16 protein-coding genes are annotated in these 14,470 nt (G+C 70.1%); 13 read left to right on the top strand and 3 right to left on the bottom strand.

Features of this window, described 5'->3' with window-relative positions:
• Position 1: 1 nt before the first annotated feature.
• The 3 genes from E3T49_RS04740 (at position 2) to E3T49_RS04730 (ending at position 2,038) form a co-directional block, all read left to right on the top strand.
• Positions 2-319, top strand: a complete 318-nt coding sequence (locus E3T49_RS04740) for a P-II family nitrogen regulator (RefSeq protein ID WP_134423813.1) — start codon at positions 2-4, stop codon at positions 317-319.
• A gap of 160 nt (positions 320-479) precedes the next feature.
• Entirely contained in the window at positions 480-962 is a 483-nt protein-coding gene (locus E3T49_RS04735; protein WP_134423812.1) for a heme-degrading domain-containing protein, read from the top strand.
• Between the two features lie 71 nt (positions 963-1,033).
• Positions 1,034-2,038: an acyl-CoA thioesterase gene (locus E3T49_RS04730; protein WP_241972649.1), complete on the top strand. Its 1,005-nt coding sequence runs from the start codon at positions 1,034-1,036 to the stop codon at positions 2,036-2,038.
• Between the two features lie 94 nt (positions 2,039-2,132).
• Here the strand turns inward: E3T49_RS04730 and E3T49_RS16110 are convergent, their stop codons facing one another.
• Both E3T49_RS16110 and E3T49_RS16715 read right to left on the bottom strand, forming a co-directional pair.
• A complete protein-coding gene (locus E3T49_RS16110) occupies positions 2,133-2,300 on the bottom strand; it encodes a hypothetical protein (RefSeq protein WP_166785471.1) in 168 nt (55 codons plus the stop codon).
• A gap of 7 nt (positions 2,301-2,307) precedes the next feature.
• Positions 2,308-2,433 carry a hypothetical protein gene (locus E3T49_RS16715; RefSeq protein ID WP_277613083.1) on the bottom strand — a complete coding sequence of 42 codons (126 nt, stop codon included), beginning with the start codon at positions 2,431-2,433 and terminating at the stop codon, positions 2,308-2,310.
• A 237-nt stretch (positions 2,434-2,670) separates the two neighbouring features.
• Here E3T49_RS16715 and E3T49_RS04725 point away from each other — a divergent pair, with 237 nt between their 5' ends.
• Positions 2,671-5,268, top strand: coding sequence for an excinuclease ABC subunit UvrA (locus tag E3T49_RS04725; RefSeq protein WP_166785470.1), 2,598 nt, complete (start codon positions 2,671-2,673; stop codon positions 5,266-5,268).
• Between the two features lie 175 nt (positions 5,269-5,443).
• On the top strand, positions 5,444-6,730 hold the full coding sequence (locus E3T49_RS04720; protein WP_134423811.1) for an ATP-binding protein: 1,287 nt from the start codon (positions 5,444-5,446) through the stop codon (positions 6,728-6,730).
• 36 nt (positions 6,731-6,766) lie between these two features.
• On the opposite strand, the gene E3T49_RS04715 is transcribed toward E3T49_RS04720, so the two are convergent.
• Entirely contained in the window at positions 6,767-7,516 is a 750-nt protein-coding gene (locus E3T49_RS04715; protein ID WP_166785469.1) for a FadR/GntR family transcriptional regulator, read from the bottom strand.
• A gap of 175 nt (positions 7,517-7,691) precedes the next feature.
• Between E3T49_RS04715 and E3T49_RS04710 the strand changes: the two genes are divergently transcribed.
• The 8 genes from E3T49_RS04710 (at position 7,692) to E3T49_RS04675 (ending at position 14,394) form a co-directional block, all read left to right on the top strand.
• Positions 7,692-9,083: a GntP family permease gene (locus E3T49_RS04710; protein WP_134423809.1), complete on the top strand. Its 1,392-nt coding sequence runs from the start codon at positions 7,692-7,694 to the stop codon at positions 9,081-9,083.
• Between the two features lies 1 nt (position 9,084).
• Entirely contained in the window at positions 9,085-9,663 is a 579-nt protein-coding gene (locus tag E3T49_RS04705) for a gluconokinase (RefSeq protein WP_134423808.1), read from the top strand.
• 208 nt (positions 9,664-9,871) lie between these two features.
• On the top strand, positions 9,872-10,147 hold the full coding sequence (locus tag E3T49_RS04700) for a hypothetical protein (protein WP_104100589.1): 276 nt from the start codon (positions 9,872-9,874) through the stop codon (positions 10,145-10,147).
• A gap of 109 nt (positions 10,148-10,256) precedes the next feature.
• Positions 10,257-10,811 carry a hypothetical protein gene (locus E3T49_RS04695; RefSeq protein WP_134423807.1) on the top strand — a complete coding sequence of 185 codons (555 nt, stop codon included), beginning with the start codon at positions 10,257-10,259 and terminating at the stop codon, positions 10,809-10,811.
• 96 nt (positions 10,812-10,907) lie between these two features.
• Positions 10,908-11,510: a DUF305 domain-containing protein gene (locus E3T49_RS04690; RefSeq protein ID WP_134423806.1), complete on the top strand. Its 603-nt coding sequence runs from the start codon at positions 10,908-10,910 to the stop codon at positions 11,508-11,510.
• A 5-nt stretch (positions 11,511-11,515) separates the two neighbouring features.
• Complete coding sequence (locus tag E3T49_RS04685; protein ID WP_134423805.1) at positions 11,516-12,484, top strand: F510_1955 family glycosylhydrolase; 969 nt, start codon at positions 11,516-11,518, stop codon at positions 12,482-12,484.
• Positions 12,485-12,568: 84 nt separating this feature from the next.
• A complete protein-coding gene (locus E3T49_RS04680; protein ID WP_134423804.1) occupies positions 12,569-12,841 on the top strand; it encodes an SHOCT domain-containing protein in 273 nt (90 codons plus the stop codon).
• Positions 12,838-14,394: a multicopper oxidase family protein gene (locus E3T49_RS04675; protein ID WP_134423803.1), complete on the top strand. Its 1,557-nt coding sequence runs from the start codon at positions 12,838-12,840 to the stop codon at positions 14,392-14,394. Before E3T49_RS04680 ends, E3T49_RS04675 begins: the two co-directional genes overlap by 4 nt.
• The last annotated feature ends 76 nt before the right edge of the window (positions 14,395-14,470 follow it).

The following is a 14,470-nucleotide window of genomic DNA, read 5'->3' as shown; positions in this document are numbered from 1 at the left end:
CATGAACAACCTGACACAGATGACCCGGCTGGAGGTCGTTGTGCCCGCCCGCGACGCCCCCGCCATCCGCGAACTGATCACCTCCGCGGGCGCCACCGGCTACACGTCCGTGTCCGGGGTGTCCGGAATCGGACACCACGGTCAGCACTCCGGAGCCCTGCTCTTCAACGAATACGACACCCTCACCATGCTGATCACCGTCCTCCCACCCGACAATGCCGGCGAGTTGATCGACGCCGTCGGGGTGCTTCTGAGCACATCCAGTGGCGTCATGTTCGTGTCCGAGACCTACGTCTCCAGGCCCGAATACTTCCAGTGACGCACGCCGGGGAACGGGGCCCACGGCCCGCCCGCGAGGCATCCGTGGTTCCCGTTCGACACCGGGGAGTGGAAGACTGACCGCGGGCGCTGCCGCCCTGTTTCAGACCCTGCACTCACATCAACAGTTCGGACGACAGTTCCGGCCCGAAAGGCACGCAATGACCGACGCTTCCGAGGCCGCCGCCCTCCTCCCGCTGCTGCTGGACCAGGAACGGCTCATCCAGTTCGACTCCTTCGACGTGGGCGACGCCTGGGCCGTCGGGTCACGGCTCGTCGAGCTCGGCACCCTGCGCCGGCATCCGATCGCCGTGTCCATCATGTTCGGCGACCAGCGCGTCTTCCACGCCGCACTGCCCGGCGCCTGCGCCGACAACGACGCGTGGCTCGAGAACAAGTTCCGGGTCGTGCGTCACTACGCCAGCTCGTCTTTCGCCGTGGGAACCCGTTTCCGGGCTAACTCCCGCGACTTCCGCACCGATTCGAACCTCGACCCGAGAACGCACGCCGCGCACGGCGGAGCCTTCCCGCTGCGCGTGCGCGGCTCGCTCATCGGAGTCGCCGGCGTGTCCGGGCTACCCCAGCGCGATGACCACGACCTGATCGTCGAGGTTCTCGACGAACACCGTCGCTCGCACTCCTGAGCTGCACCGCCTCCCCGCCCGGATGTGAAAGTGTGGAGTGAAGCCCCTGACCTGCTTCCGTTGGAGTACCCGTGACCACCGCACCCACCAGCTCGTCGTCACCGGCCGCCGGCTCCCTGCCCGACGACCGGATCACCCTGCGGTTCATGGCCGTGCCTGCCGACGTCGCCGCCTCCGGCGCGACCGTCGCCGCGGGCAGCGTGCTCGAATGGATCGACAAGGCCGCCTACGCCTGCGCGGTGGGCTGGAGCGCCTCCGACACGGTCACCGCCTACGTCGGCAATGTGCACTTCACCCGGCCGATCCGCTCCGGCGACCTGGTCGAGGTGCACGCCCGCATCATCCACACCGGACGCACGAGCATGCATGTGCTCGTCACGGTCGAGACCACGGATGTGCGCGCTCGGGAGTACACCCCGGCGACCCACTGCATCCTCGTCTTCGTCGCGGTCGATGATGCCGGGAAGCCGCAGGCCGTTCCCGTCTGGGAGCCCCGCTCGGACGTCGACCGCGAACTGCAGCAGAACGCGACGGCCCGGCTGGAGCCGCGCAAACGCATCCAGACCTGCATGCGCGGACAGGAATATACCGAGGACAGCACGACGCCGCGCACGGTCTTCCGCTTCCTGGCGGCACCGGCCGACGCGAATTGGGGCGGCAACGCGCACGGCGGCACCGTGATGCGCTGGATCGACGAGGCCGCCTTCGCGACGGCGGCGGCGTGGAGCTCCGAGGCCGCCGTGGCCGTCTACTCGGGAGGGATCCACTTCTACCGGCCGATCCACATCGGGCACATCGTCGAAGTGGATGCCCGGCTCATCCACACCGGCAAGCGCAGCATGCACGTGAGCATCCGCGTGCGTTCGGGCAGCCCGCGCACACCATCGGACCTGCACCTCACGACGCAGTGCATGAGCATCTTCGTCGCGATCGGCGCCGACGGGCACGCCGACCCGGTGCCCTCGCTCACGCTGATCACCGCGGAGGACAAGCGCCTCGACCAGCACGCCCGGGCCCTGATGGAACTGCGCGCACCGTTGGCCATGATGCCCGTCGACCACCTGCGCCTGCCCTAGCGGTTCACGGTGGCCCAGCCGACACGTTTGAGGGGTGCGGAGGCATCCGGACCCCCCAATCTCGTCGTCTCACCGGTTCGGGTGAATCGACGGTTCAGTCCTGGGCGTCGTGCGAGCGCTCGGCGGCGGCTTCGATAGCGGCGCGGTCGCTCTTGGGCAGCCGCGCGACATAAGCGCGCTTGAGCTCGGCCCAGCGGTGCGGCGACACCTGGTTCGCCGGGACCGGCTCGGCCGGCGTGTTGGTGGAGTCTCGTTCAGCCACGATTCACTCAGCTTCGTTCTGCAGCGACGTCATCACTCGTCGCCGGCTGGCGGGCGAGGAATTCGCGCTTGAGGGCAGCCCACCGCTGGATCGACACGAGGTGGGTAACGGTGTTTTCGGATGTATCGGCCATGGGTCTCTCAGTCTCAAACGTGGTTTGAACGGCACGCCACTGAGCCTGGTTCAGGGTAAGGAGCGATCGAGATTGTCACGGTTGAACATCGAGATTGGTCACGGTTGAGCATCGAGATGAGTACCGACCCACCACCATCAGTGGACGGGATCGCAATTCGCCTATTATACCGCGCCTCCTCCGAGTCCGGCATTCCGATCCGGTCCCTCCCCAGACTCACGGACTAGAGTCGACCGGATGCCCCAGCCACACCCAGCCGCCACTCCCGCCGCCTCGACCCGGAACGCGCCCGGCCCAGCGTCGTCAGCAGGCTTCGTGCAGGTGCGCGGAGCCCGGGAGAACAACCTCCGGAATGTCGACGTCGACGTGCCCCGGGACGCCATCGTCGCGTTCACCGGTGTCTCCGGCTCCGGCAAATCCTCCCTGGCGTTCGGCACCATCTTCGCGGAGGCCCAGCGCCGGTTCCTGGAATCGGTCGCGCCCTACGCCCGGCGCCTGATCCAGCAGGGCCACACGCCGCAGGTCGACGAGATCACCGGCCTGCCACCGGCTGTCGCCCTGCAGCAGCGCCGGGGCGCGCCCAGTTCCCGGTCGAGCGTGGGCACCCTGACCACCCTGTCCAACTCGCTGCGGATGCTGTACTCCCGAGCCGGCATGTACCCGACGGATGCCCCGCGCCTCGAATCCGACTCCTTCTCCCCCAACACCGTGGCCGGTGCCTGCCCGCGGTGCCACGGTCTCGGCACGGCGCACACCGTGACCGAAGCGACCCTCGTGCCCGACCTGACCCTGAGCATCCGTGACGGCGCCATCGCGGCCTGGCCGGGTGCCTGGCAGGGCAAGAACCTGCGGGACATCCTGATCACCCTGGGCTACGACGTGGACACCCCGTGGCGGGACCTGGGGCGCACCGAGCGGGACTGGATCCTCTTCACCGAGGAGCAGCCCGTGGTGGAGGTCACCCCGCAGCGCGACCGCATCGCCAAGCCGTACCAGGGCCGGTTCTGGAGCGCGAAGAGCTATGTGCTGCACACCCTGGCCGACTCGAAGAGCCAGAGCCAGCGGGAGCGCGCGCTGCGCTTCGTCGAATCCGGCCCGTGCCCGGTCTGCGACGGCAGCGGGCTGACGCCGGCGGCCCTCGCCGTCACGGTGGCCGGCCGGTCCATCGCGCAGCTCAACCTGCTCCCGCTGACCGGGCTCGCCGAACTGCTGCGGCCGACACTGCTGCCGGGCGCCGCCGAACCCACCGAGGCCGCGGTCACCCTGACCCGGGACCTGCTCGCCCGCATCGAGGTGCTGCTCGAGCTGGGCCTGGGCTACCTCAGCCTCGGGCGCGCAACTCCGACCCTCTCTCCGGGCGAGATGCAGCGACTGCGTATCGCCACCCAGTTGCGCTCGGGCCTGTTCGGCGTGATCTACGTGCTCGACGAGCCCTCCGCCGGGCTGCACCCGGCCGATGCCGAACCGCTGCTGCTCGTGCTGGAGCAGCTGAAGGCCTCCGGCAATTCGGTCTTCGTCGTCGAGCACAACATGGACATCGTGCGCCGGGCCGACTGGGTCGTCGACGTGGGACCGCTGGCCGGCGCCGGCGGCGGCGCCGTGCTCTACAGCGGGCCGATCGGCGGCCTGGCCGACGTGCCGGAGTCCGTCACCCGGCAATTCCTGTTCCCGGCCGAGGCGGCGGCCGGGTCGGCACCGGAACCCGCCGCTCGACCTGCCACGCTGCGCACGCCCGATCGCTGGCTGGGCCTGCACGGGGTCACCCGGCACAATCTGCAGGGCGTCGACGCGAGCTTCCCGCTCGGCGTGCTCACGGCTGTGACCGGCGTGTCCGGTTCGGGCAAGTCCACACTGGTCAGCCAGGTGCTGGCGGATGCCGTGCGGCTCGCACTGCATCCGGACGCCGACGCATCCGTCGCCGCCGGTGAATCCGGCGCAGCCGCCACCTCGGCCGCCACCGAACCCGGCGACGACGACGACCTCGGCGACTCCCCCGGCGAGCAGGAACCGCGAGCGCGGGTCGACCGCATCACCGGGCTCGACGCCGTGGACCGCCTCGTTCGGGTGGACCAGAAGCCCATCGGCCGCACGCCGCGCTCCAACCTGGCCACCTATACCGGGCTCTTCGACGCCGTGCGCGCGACCTTCGCGGCCACCGACCTGGCCCGGAGTCGCGGCTACGGCGCCGGGCGGTTCTCGTTCAACGTGACCGGCGGCCGCTGCGAGACCTGCCTCGGCGAGGGCTCGGTCAGCGTCGGCCTGCTCTTCCTGCCCGGCAGCTACACACCCTGTCCGGCCTGTCAGGGCTCGCGCTACAACCCGGAGACGCTCGAGGTGACCTACCGGGGCAAGTCCGTCGCCGAGGTGCTCGGCCTCAGCGTCGAGGAGGCCGGCGGCTTCCTCGCCGACGTGCCGGCCGCCGCCCGCAGCCTGGCCACCCTGCGCGAGGTCGGGCTCGGCTACCTCCGCCTCGGCCAGCCCGCCACCGAGCTCTCCGGCGGCGAGGCGCAGCGCATCAAGCTCGCCACCGAGCTGCAGCGTGCCCGCCGCGGCCACACGATGTACCTGCTCGACGAGCCGACGACGGGCCTGCACCCCGCGGATGTCCGTCTCCTCCTGGCCCAGCTGGGTCGCCTGGTCGATGCCGGCAACACGGTCATCGTCGTCGAGCACAACCTCGACGTGGTCGCCGCCGCGGACTGGGTGATCGACCTAGGCCCGGCCGGCGGCGATGCGGGCGGCCGGATCGTGGCGACCGGAACCCCGGATGCCGTCGCGCAGCATCCGCACAGCCGCACCGCCCCCTATCTGGCCCGCCGCCTGGCCGGCGGTTAGCCGCGCCGAGCCCGTCGCGTTCAGTCGTGGCGCAGGTTGTGGAAGCGGGCGCACGGTAGAACGTGCGCCCGCTTCCACAACCTGCGCCGGCGGGCGCCGGCGGGCGACGAACCCGCGGGCCGCGGGCCGCGTGCCCTAGATTGGGGAGCGTACGTGTCGGCGCAAAGGAGCACTCATGACCGGTTGGCGGATCCGCGACTTTCACTCGGATGACCTGGACGGCATCCTGCGCCTCTGGGAGGAGATCACCGCCGCCAAGACGGAACCCGTCTACGGCCTCTCCGAGGTGCTGGCCTCCTGCCAGAAGGACGACGCCGTGATCGCCCTCGTCGGCGACGAGGTGATCGGGGCCGCCGTGGGCCGCGCCGCCCACGCTCAGGGCTGGGTGGTCTTCCTCGCCACCGCGGAGCGCTACCAGGGCCGCGGTGTGGGCACGGCGCTGCTGGCCGCCCTCGAGAAGAAGATGTCCCGACACGCGTTGACCAAGCTCTCCGCGCTGATGCCCGAATCGGCCACCCGCGTCGACGCCTTCGTGAAGCGCGGCTTCGAGGTCAAGCACCACCTGCGCTACTTCGAACGCCACATTCCGGTGCAGCGCGAGGAGCTGCGGTCCCTGACCGAGCTGGGCGGGCGCATCCTGGCCCGTGACCTCTGGGAGGGCGTCGGCGGAATGCGCACCGAGAAGGAGATGCTCGAGCGCCGGCTCGTGATGCCGCTGGCCAAACCGGACATGGCCGAGCAGTACGGCGTCGTGCCGCCGAAGGCGGTCGTGCTCTTCGGCCCTCCCGGAACCGGCAAGACCACCTTCGCCAAAGCCATTGCCTCCCGGCTGGAATGGCCCTTCGTCGAGGTCTTCCCCTCCCGGCTCGCGGCCGACCCCAAGGGCCTCGCGGGCGCGCTCCGAGAGACCTTCCTGAAGATCTCCGAACTGGAACACGCGGTGGTCTTCATCGACGAGGTCGAGGAGATCGCGGCGCAGCGCGGCGGAGAGCCGCCCTCGCCCCTGCAGGGCGTCACCAATGAGCTGCTCAAGATCATCCCGGCATTCCGCGAGCAGCCCGGCCGGCTCCTGGTCTGCGCCACGAACTTCATCCGCGCCCTCGATTCCGCATTCCTCCGGCATGGGCGCTTCGACTACGTCATCCCGATCGGGCTGCCGGATGTCGCCGCTCGCCAGGCCATCTGGGAGCGCTACGTCCCCGAGGGCATGAAGAGCACGGTCGACCTCGACGCTCTCGTCGACGCCAGCGACGGCTTCTCACCGGCCGACATCGAATATGCCGCCCGGCGCGCGTCGCAGCAGGCGCTGGAACGGGCGCTGTTCGAGGGTGCGGACGAGTCGACGCCCGGCGGCCCGGCTACCGAGGACTATCTGGTCGCCATCCGCTCGACCCGCACCACCGTCTCGGCGCAGGTCGCCAGCGAATTCCTGGAGGATATCGAACGGCTCGCCCGGCTCTGAGCCCGAGGGCCCGAGGCCCGACGCGCCGGGCGGGCCTCAGGCCCCGAGGCCGAGCTCGGCGTTGTGCGATTCCGCGATGAACTCGATGAGGGTGGCCTCGATCGTGGCATACGACCAGCGGTACGCGGCGTTCTCGTCCCGGGCGATCAGAGCTTCCGCCAGCTGGTTGTGCCGGTGGGCCGAGGGCGGCGTGTATTCGGTGATCGTGAACCGCTTCTCCTCCTCGCGCGTGCGCAGCAACGCCTCGACGGTGCCGGCGAAGTGCCCCATCACGCTGTTGCCGGATCCGATCAGGATCAGGGTGTGGAACGCCACGTCCGCCTCGAGGAAGCGGCGGCCGTCGCCCGCGAGATCGGCTTCGACCATGGCTTCCGCTGCCGCCCGCACGGTGGCCAGCTGATCCGGAGTCATCAGGCGCGCACTCAACCGGGCGGCCACGGGCTCGATGCCGAGCCGCATCTCGAGCATCTCGCGCATCTGGATGAGGTAGTCCGCCCCGCGTCCGCGCCAGTAGATGGTCTGCGGGTGCATCAGGTCCCAGTTCTCCCGGGAGAGCACCTGCGTGCCCACGCGCTGCCGGGGTTCGACCATGCCCAGCGATTGCAGCACCCGCAGGGTCTCGCGCAGCACCGAGCGGGAGATGGTGAACTCCTCGCTGATGCTCTCGAGGTTCAGGATGTCCCCGGGCGCGTAGCCACCGTCGACGATTTGTTGCCCCAGTGCGTTCAACACCCGGGCATGCAGTCCTCGTTCACGCCAGACTCCGGCGCCCACCCCACGGTTCATCTCTGCTTCTCCCTGCGCGGCCCGGCCGCGCGTCATCCCCCTCGCGATCGTAGCGGCGATCGCGGAGCGGCGGTGGTCAGGGCGACCGGAATCGTGTGCCACACTCAATTATCTGATTAATCAGATTTATTAGACGATGGGGTCGCAGAGAAGCCGCCTCGGAATGGACATTCAGATGATTCCTCCCCTTGCGGTTCCGGTGGTTCCGATCGAACCGGCCGGCAGCGACCTGCAGCTCATCATCGCCGCCCTCGTCGGCGTCGCAGTGATCATCCTGCTGATCACCTGGCTCAAGGTGCACCCCTTCCTCGCCCTCTCGATCGGCGCCGTGGGCGTCGGCGTCGGGGCCGGCCTCGCTCCGGCCGCCGCCGTCACGAGTTTCAGCACCGGATTCGGCTCCACCATGGCCGGCGTCGGCATCCTGGTCGGCTTCGGCGCCATGTTCGGCAAGCTGCTGGCCGACTCCGGCGGAGCCGACCGCATCGTCGACTCACTGGTCACCCGCTCCAGCGCGCGCACCCTGCCGTGGACGATGGCCCTGATCGGTGGACTGATCGGCCTGCCGATGTTCTTCGAGGTCGGCCTCGTCCTGCTCATTCCGGTGATCATCCTGGTGGCCCGCCGCAGCGGGCTCTCACTCATCCGCATCGCCATCCCGGCCCTGGCCGGCCTGTCCGTCATGCACGGGCTGGTGCCGCCGCACCCCGGACCCCTCGTCGCCGTGACCACGCTCGGCGCCAACCTCGGCCTGACGCTTGCGATCGGCGTGCTCATCGCCATCCCGACCGTCATCATCGCCGGCCCGATCTTCAGCAAGTTCGCGAGCCGCTGGGTCTCCGTGCCCGTGCCGCAGCTGTTCCTGACCAACGAGGAGCAGGGACTGGGTGAGAACGCCAAGCGCCCGAGCTTCCTGATCACGATCTCAGGCATCCTGCTCCCCGTCGTCCTGATGCTCGCCCGCTCGATCGCCGACGCGATCAACCCGGGCTCCACGGCCCCGCTGAACGCCACGCTCGACTTCCTGGGCACACCCATGATCGCCCTCGGCATCGCCGTGATCTACGCGATGGTCGTCTTCGGCCGCGGCGGCGGCATGGACCGCTCCGCGATCGCCAAGTCGCTCTCCGACTCCCTCCCGCCGATCGCCGGCATCCTGCTCATCGTGGGCGCGGGCGGCGGTTTCAAGCAGGTTCTCATCGACACCGGTATCGGCACCGTCATCGCCGATGCCGTGGCCGGCAGCAGCATTTCGGTGCTCGTGCTCGCCTGGTTCGTCGCCGCCCTGATCCGCGTCGCCACCGGGTCGGCCACCGTCGCCACCGTGACGGCCGCCGGCATCCTCGCCCCCGTCGCGGCCAGCCTGGGCAGCACGGATGTCTCACTGATGGTCCTGGCCATCGGCGCCGGTTCCCTGTTCCTCTCCCACGTCAACGACGCGGGGTTCTGGCTCGTCAAGGAGTACCTCGGCACAACCGTCGGGCAGAACCTCAAGACCTGGACCGTGATGGAGTGCCTCATCTCCGTCGTCGGCCTTGCGGGCGTCCTCCTGCTGAATATCGTGATCTAGCATGCTCGACACACAGCAGCCCGTGCTCGTGATCATGGGCATCTCCGGATCCGGCAAATCCACCGTGGCCGGCCTCCTCGCCGGCCAGCTCGGCTGGGACCTCGAGGAAGGCGACGACCTGCATCCGCAGGAGAACATCGACAAGATGTCCTCCGGCCATCCGCTCAACGACGAGGATCGCGCACCCTGGCTCGACACGGTCTCGTCGTGGATCATCGAGCACACCATGGCAGGGGTGCCGGGCATCATCACCTGCTCGGCGCTCAAGCGCCGCTACCGCGATGTGCTGCGCGAGCACAACGTGATCTTCGTGCACCTGACCGGGTCGACCGACCTGATCGGGCGCCGCCTCGCCGCCCGGCACGACCACTACATGCCGACCTCGCTGCTCGATTCGCAGGTGGCAACCCTCGAGGTGCCGGACGCCGACGAGCGCGCGATCTCCATCGACGCCGGCCGCGCTCCGGCCGAGGAGGCCGCCGAGATCGTGCGGCGGCTCGGGCTCGCTCCGCGGCCCGGCTCGTCCAGCCTCGGCGCTTCGCAACCGGGGAAGTCCTCGGTGCCGGGCGCCCGCCCCTGAGCGTCGGCCCGAGCCGACACAGAAAGCCCCCGCGATCCCGGCCACCCGCCGGGGTGGCGGGGGTTTTCCGCTGCCACCAGCAGATCCCGTACGCGGCCGGAAGCGAATCCGGGGCGAACTCCTGATCGGGTCTGGCGAGTGTCAGGGGCATGAACTACACTCTCAACATCGAATAAATGTTCGAGAGAATCAATCAAGGGAGCCACGCATGCCTCAGATCATTGACGCAGTCGTCGACGTTGAGCTGTCCGTCGACGGCGACCCGCGCGCGTTCATCTGGAACCGGTTCGAACACACCGTCATCGGGCAGCCCCAGGCCATCTTCACCCGTACCCGCTGGTGGGAGAACGCCGGCGGCGTTCCGTCCCGCATCGACACCGAGCTCTGGCGTCTCGACGCCTCACGCGGCGATGAGGAACAACACCGCTACGACCTGCGGCGCGACACCGACGGATCGTGGGTGCTCGCCCTCGACTGGGGATGAACCCGGGCGTTCCCAGCGGGCGCCGAGCCGCCGGGGTATACCCTGAGGGGGTATCCAGGCGATCAATCGGCCAAACGGATGCCCTGAGCTCGGTTCGGACGGAGACGGCATGCTGCACGCGAACGATGCGATCTCGTTCCGTGGCGGCCGCCGGGTCTTCCACTCCGCCGTTCTGGCGGCGCTCACGATGGCCGCAATGCTGCTCTGCCTGCTCGCCGTGCACTCGGCCGGCACCGGGCACGGGCCGGGCCACAGCCTGTCCGCAGCAACCCCGGCAACCACAGCAACCACAGCTTCGGCCCTGACAACGGTTACGACAGCGGCTGCGGCAACGGTTACGACAGCGGCTGCGACGACGACAGCGATGGCGGCCGGTGCACATTCCGCGGCCACGCACACCGCCTCCTCCGCCACAGCGGCCGTTGTCGTCGTGACTGCCGGCGCCGTCAGCAACGTCGGCGCCCACGCCGCGTCCGATCTGGCCGCCCTCTCGATGACCTGTTCCCTCCTGCTGGTGCTGGGCGGTCTGATCCTGCTGTCCCGGCGCCCGTCGGTCTGCCGACGCCTGCTCGAGGTCGTCGGCTTCGTCGTCGGGTCCTGTCGGGACATTCCGCTGCATCTGCACCGGCCGAGCCTCACCCTGCTCTCCATCAGCCGCATTTAGGCCGAAACCCTCGCCAGCGCACCCGTCCGGCTGCGCGGCCCGGCCGTACCCCGGCCCCCGGTTTCTCACCCCTTTTTGTCGACGAATGGAACAACAATGCTCAGAACCACCCGCACCTTCCGCACCGCGCTGATCACCGCCGCCGTGCTCACGACCGCGCTCACGCTCAGCGCCTGCGGCGGCACGCCCCCGGCCGCCGACGCCCCGGCCTCCGGCGGGTCCACCGCCTCCGCTTCCGCCGATTTCAACGCCGCGGATGTCGACTTCGCCCAGATGATGATCCCCCACCACGAGCAGGCCGTCGCGATGAGCGACGACCTCCTCGCCAAGCCGGGAATCGACCCGCGCGTCATCGCCCTGGCCACGGAGATCAAGGCCGCACAGGAGCCCGAGATCACCCAGCTGACCGACTGGCTGGGCGCGTGGGGCGCGGACACCGGCGGCATGTCCGACATGAACCACGGCACCGACGGCATGATGAGCGAGGCCGACATGATGACGCTCGGCAACGCCTCGGGCACCGACGCCGACCAGGTGTTCCTCGAGCTGATGATCGCGCACCACGAGGGCGCGATCGCCATGGCGCAGACGCACATCGACGAGGGAAGCAACACCGACGCCCAGACCCTCTCGGCCGCCATCGTCGCCTCGCAAACCGCCGAGATCGCCGTCATGACCGACCTCCTCACCGAGTTCTGACCCAGATGACTTCCCGGAGAACCATCCGCCTGTGCGGAACCTGCGTGATCACGCTCGGCCTCGCGGCCGTGCTGGCCGGTTGCACGCCCGCTCCGGCTGCCCCGGCAACCGGTGCCACGGACACGGACGCCACCACCACGGCAGCCTTCGAGCACATCCACGGCCTCGGCGCCGACCCGTCCACCGGCGCGACGTACGCCGGCACGCACCAGGGTGTGTGGCAGATCCCGACCGACCTGCTCCCCGATACCTACCTGACCGGCGCGCCGGATGCCGCGCTCACCGGGCCCACCCCGAGCGACGGCCCGGCCTTCGACGCCATGGGATTCACGGTGGCCGCACCGGGCCTGCTGCTGGCCTCCGGGCATCCGGGGTCCGGCCAGTCCACACTGAAGGCCCCGAATGTGGGACTGATCAGCAGCGAGGATGCGGCGTCCACCTGGACGAACGTCTCCCTCGCCGGTGAGACCGACTTCCACGATCTCGATGCGGTGGCCCTGGAGTCTGGAGCCCTGCGCGTGTACGGCTACGACGCCGCCGCCGGAACGGTCAGCATCAGCGACGACGACGGCGCCAGCTGGTCGTCCGGGGCGGCGGCGTCGCTGCGTGACCTCGCCGCCGACCCGGCGGATCCCGATCAGGTCTTTGCGACCACCGAGAACGGCCTCGTCCGGAGTGATGACGCCGGGCGCACATTCGGGCCGGTGTCTGACGCCCCGATGCTGTACCTGATCGACGTGCAGGACACCACGGCCGGCGGCGGCGTCGTGGGAATCAGCCCGGAGGGCGTGGTCTGGTACCAGGCGACCCGGAGCGGGATCTGGACCCGCGGAGGGCAGACCGAGGGCACCCCCGAGGCCCTCGCCTTCGTCGGCGGCAGCGAACCCTGGCTCCTCGCCGCCGACGGTCGCGGGGTCGTCGCGAGCGACGACTTCGGCCTCACCTGGACCGTGCTCGTGGCGGCCGAGGCTTAGCCCGGTGCGACGGATGCTCGAACTCCGCCTCGGGGACATACTCGCAGTGACGAAAACGCCGTCCGCCACGGAAGGAAGCCGATCATGATGTGGGGTTATAACGGAGGTCTGGGCTGGACTGTGCTCTTCGGCCTGATCACCATCGTCAGTGTTGTCACACTCATCGTGCTGGCCGTGCGCCTGTCGGCCGGGAGCAGGGACCGGCGCGAACCGGGGCCACCATCCGGCGCTCCGTACGCCGGCACCCCGGGGCGCAGCCGCGCCCGCCAGATCCTCGACGAGCGCTTCGCGGCCGGGGAGCTGACCCAGGAACAGTACCTCGAGCAGGTCCGGGCCCTCGGCGAGGGCCCGGCGTGAAACCACTCAGCCGCCGGGCCGCACTCACCCTCGGCGGCCTGGGGGTGGCCGGAACCGTCGTCGGCGGGGCCGGGCTGCTCTGGAGCCGCCAGCCCGAGACATCCGTCGGTCCCGGCGATGCCTCGGAGCCGCTCTCCGGTTACACGGGCGGTGAGCCGCTCCGCCAGCCGACCGAACTGCGAAGCAGCGACGGGCTGCTCGAGGCGCAGCTGGCCGCCGCTCCCGGACCGGCCGAGATCGGCGGCCGCACGGTGACCGTCTTCGCCTACAACGAGGGGCTGCCCGGCCCGACCCTGCGCCTGCGGCCCGGCGACCGGGTGCGGCTGCGCCTGCAGAACGGACTCGCCGACCCCACCAACCTGCACGTGCACGGCCTGCACGTTTCGCCGGAGGGCAACAGCGACAACCCCTTCGTCATGATCGCGCCCGGCGCCGCGTTCGACTACGACTACCGGCTGCCGGCCGACCACCCGCCCGGACTGTTCTGGTACCACCCGCACCACCACGGACTGGTCGCCGACCAGATCTTCGGCGGCCTGTACGGCGCCATCGTGATCGACGACCCCGAGCCCGTGCCGGTGGCCCGCGAGCGCGTGCTGGTGATCTCCGACCTCACCCCGAGCGGCGCCTTCGGGCGTGCCCCGGTGGGCCAGGCCGAACGGATGCGCGGCCGCGAGGGCCGACTCGTGCTGGTGAACGGGCAACTGGAACCCAGTCTCGGCATCCGCCCGGGCGAGCGCGAGCGCTGGCGCATCGTCAACGCCTGCGTCTCCCGGTACCTGCGGCTGAGCCTGGACGGCCAGCGACTGCAACTGCTCGGCCTGGACTCCGGCCGGTTCGAAACGCCCCGCGACGTGCAGGAGGTGCTGCTGGCGCCCGGCAACCGGGCCGACCTGCTGGTCACCGCGGCCACACAGCCGGGCGGCCCGGCGGGCAGCACCACCACGTCCAGGCTTCGCGCTCTGCCCTACGACCGGGGCGGCATGGGCATGGGCATGGGCGGCATGATGGGCGGCTCCTCCCCGTCGACGGCGACGGTCGACCTGGCCACCGTGACCGTGTCCGGCGAACCGGTGGCCGCGGCATCCGTTGTTCCCCGCCGGCCGGCGCCGCGCGACCTGCGCGGCGCCGCCGTGACGGCGCGCCGGGAGCTGACCTTCGCCATGGGTATGGGCATGGGCGGGGGCGGGGGCGGGGGCGGGGGCATGAGCTTCACCATCAACGGCGAGTCGTTCGACCCCGACCGGGTCGACACCACGGTGCAGACCGGCAGCGTCGAGGAATGGCTGCTGACGAACTCGAGCCCGATGGACCACCCGGTGCACCTGCACGTCTGGCCGATGCAGCTGATCGAATTCGACGGCCGGCCCGCCCGCGCCGCCGAGTGGCAGGACGTGGTCAATGTACCGGCCGGCGGCACGGTCCGGGTGCGCATCGCGTTCGACGATTTCCCGGGCCGCACGGTCTACCACTGCCACATCCTCGACCACGAGGACCTCGGCATGATGGGCGTGATCGAGGCCCGCGGCGGCCCTGCTCCCGCCGCCGGCTAGCGCTCTCAAGCCAGGGCCCGCGCTGCCGGGAGCGCGACCGGAACCCGCACTCCGGCACGTTCCCCGTCGGCCCCCG

The sequence above is a fragment of the Cryobacterium cryoconiti genome (genome assembly GCF_004403065.1).
Taxonomy (GTDB): Bacteria; Actinomycetota; Actinomycetes; order Actinomycetales; family Microbacteriaceae; genus Cryobacterium; species Cryobacterium cryoconiti.
Note: the sequence above shows the minus strand (reverse complement) of the source record. Positions and strands in the feature narration are given on the sequence as shown.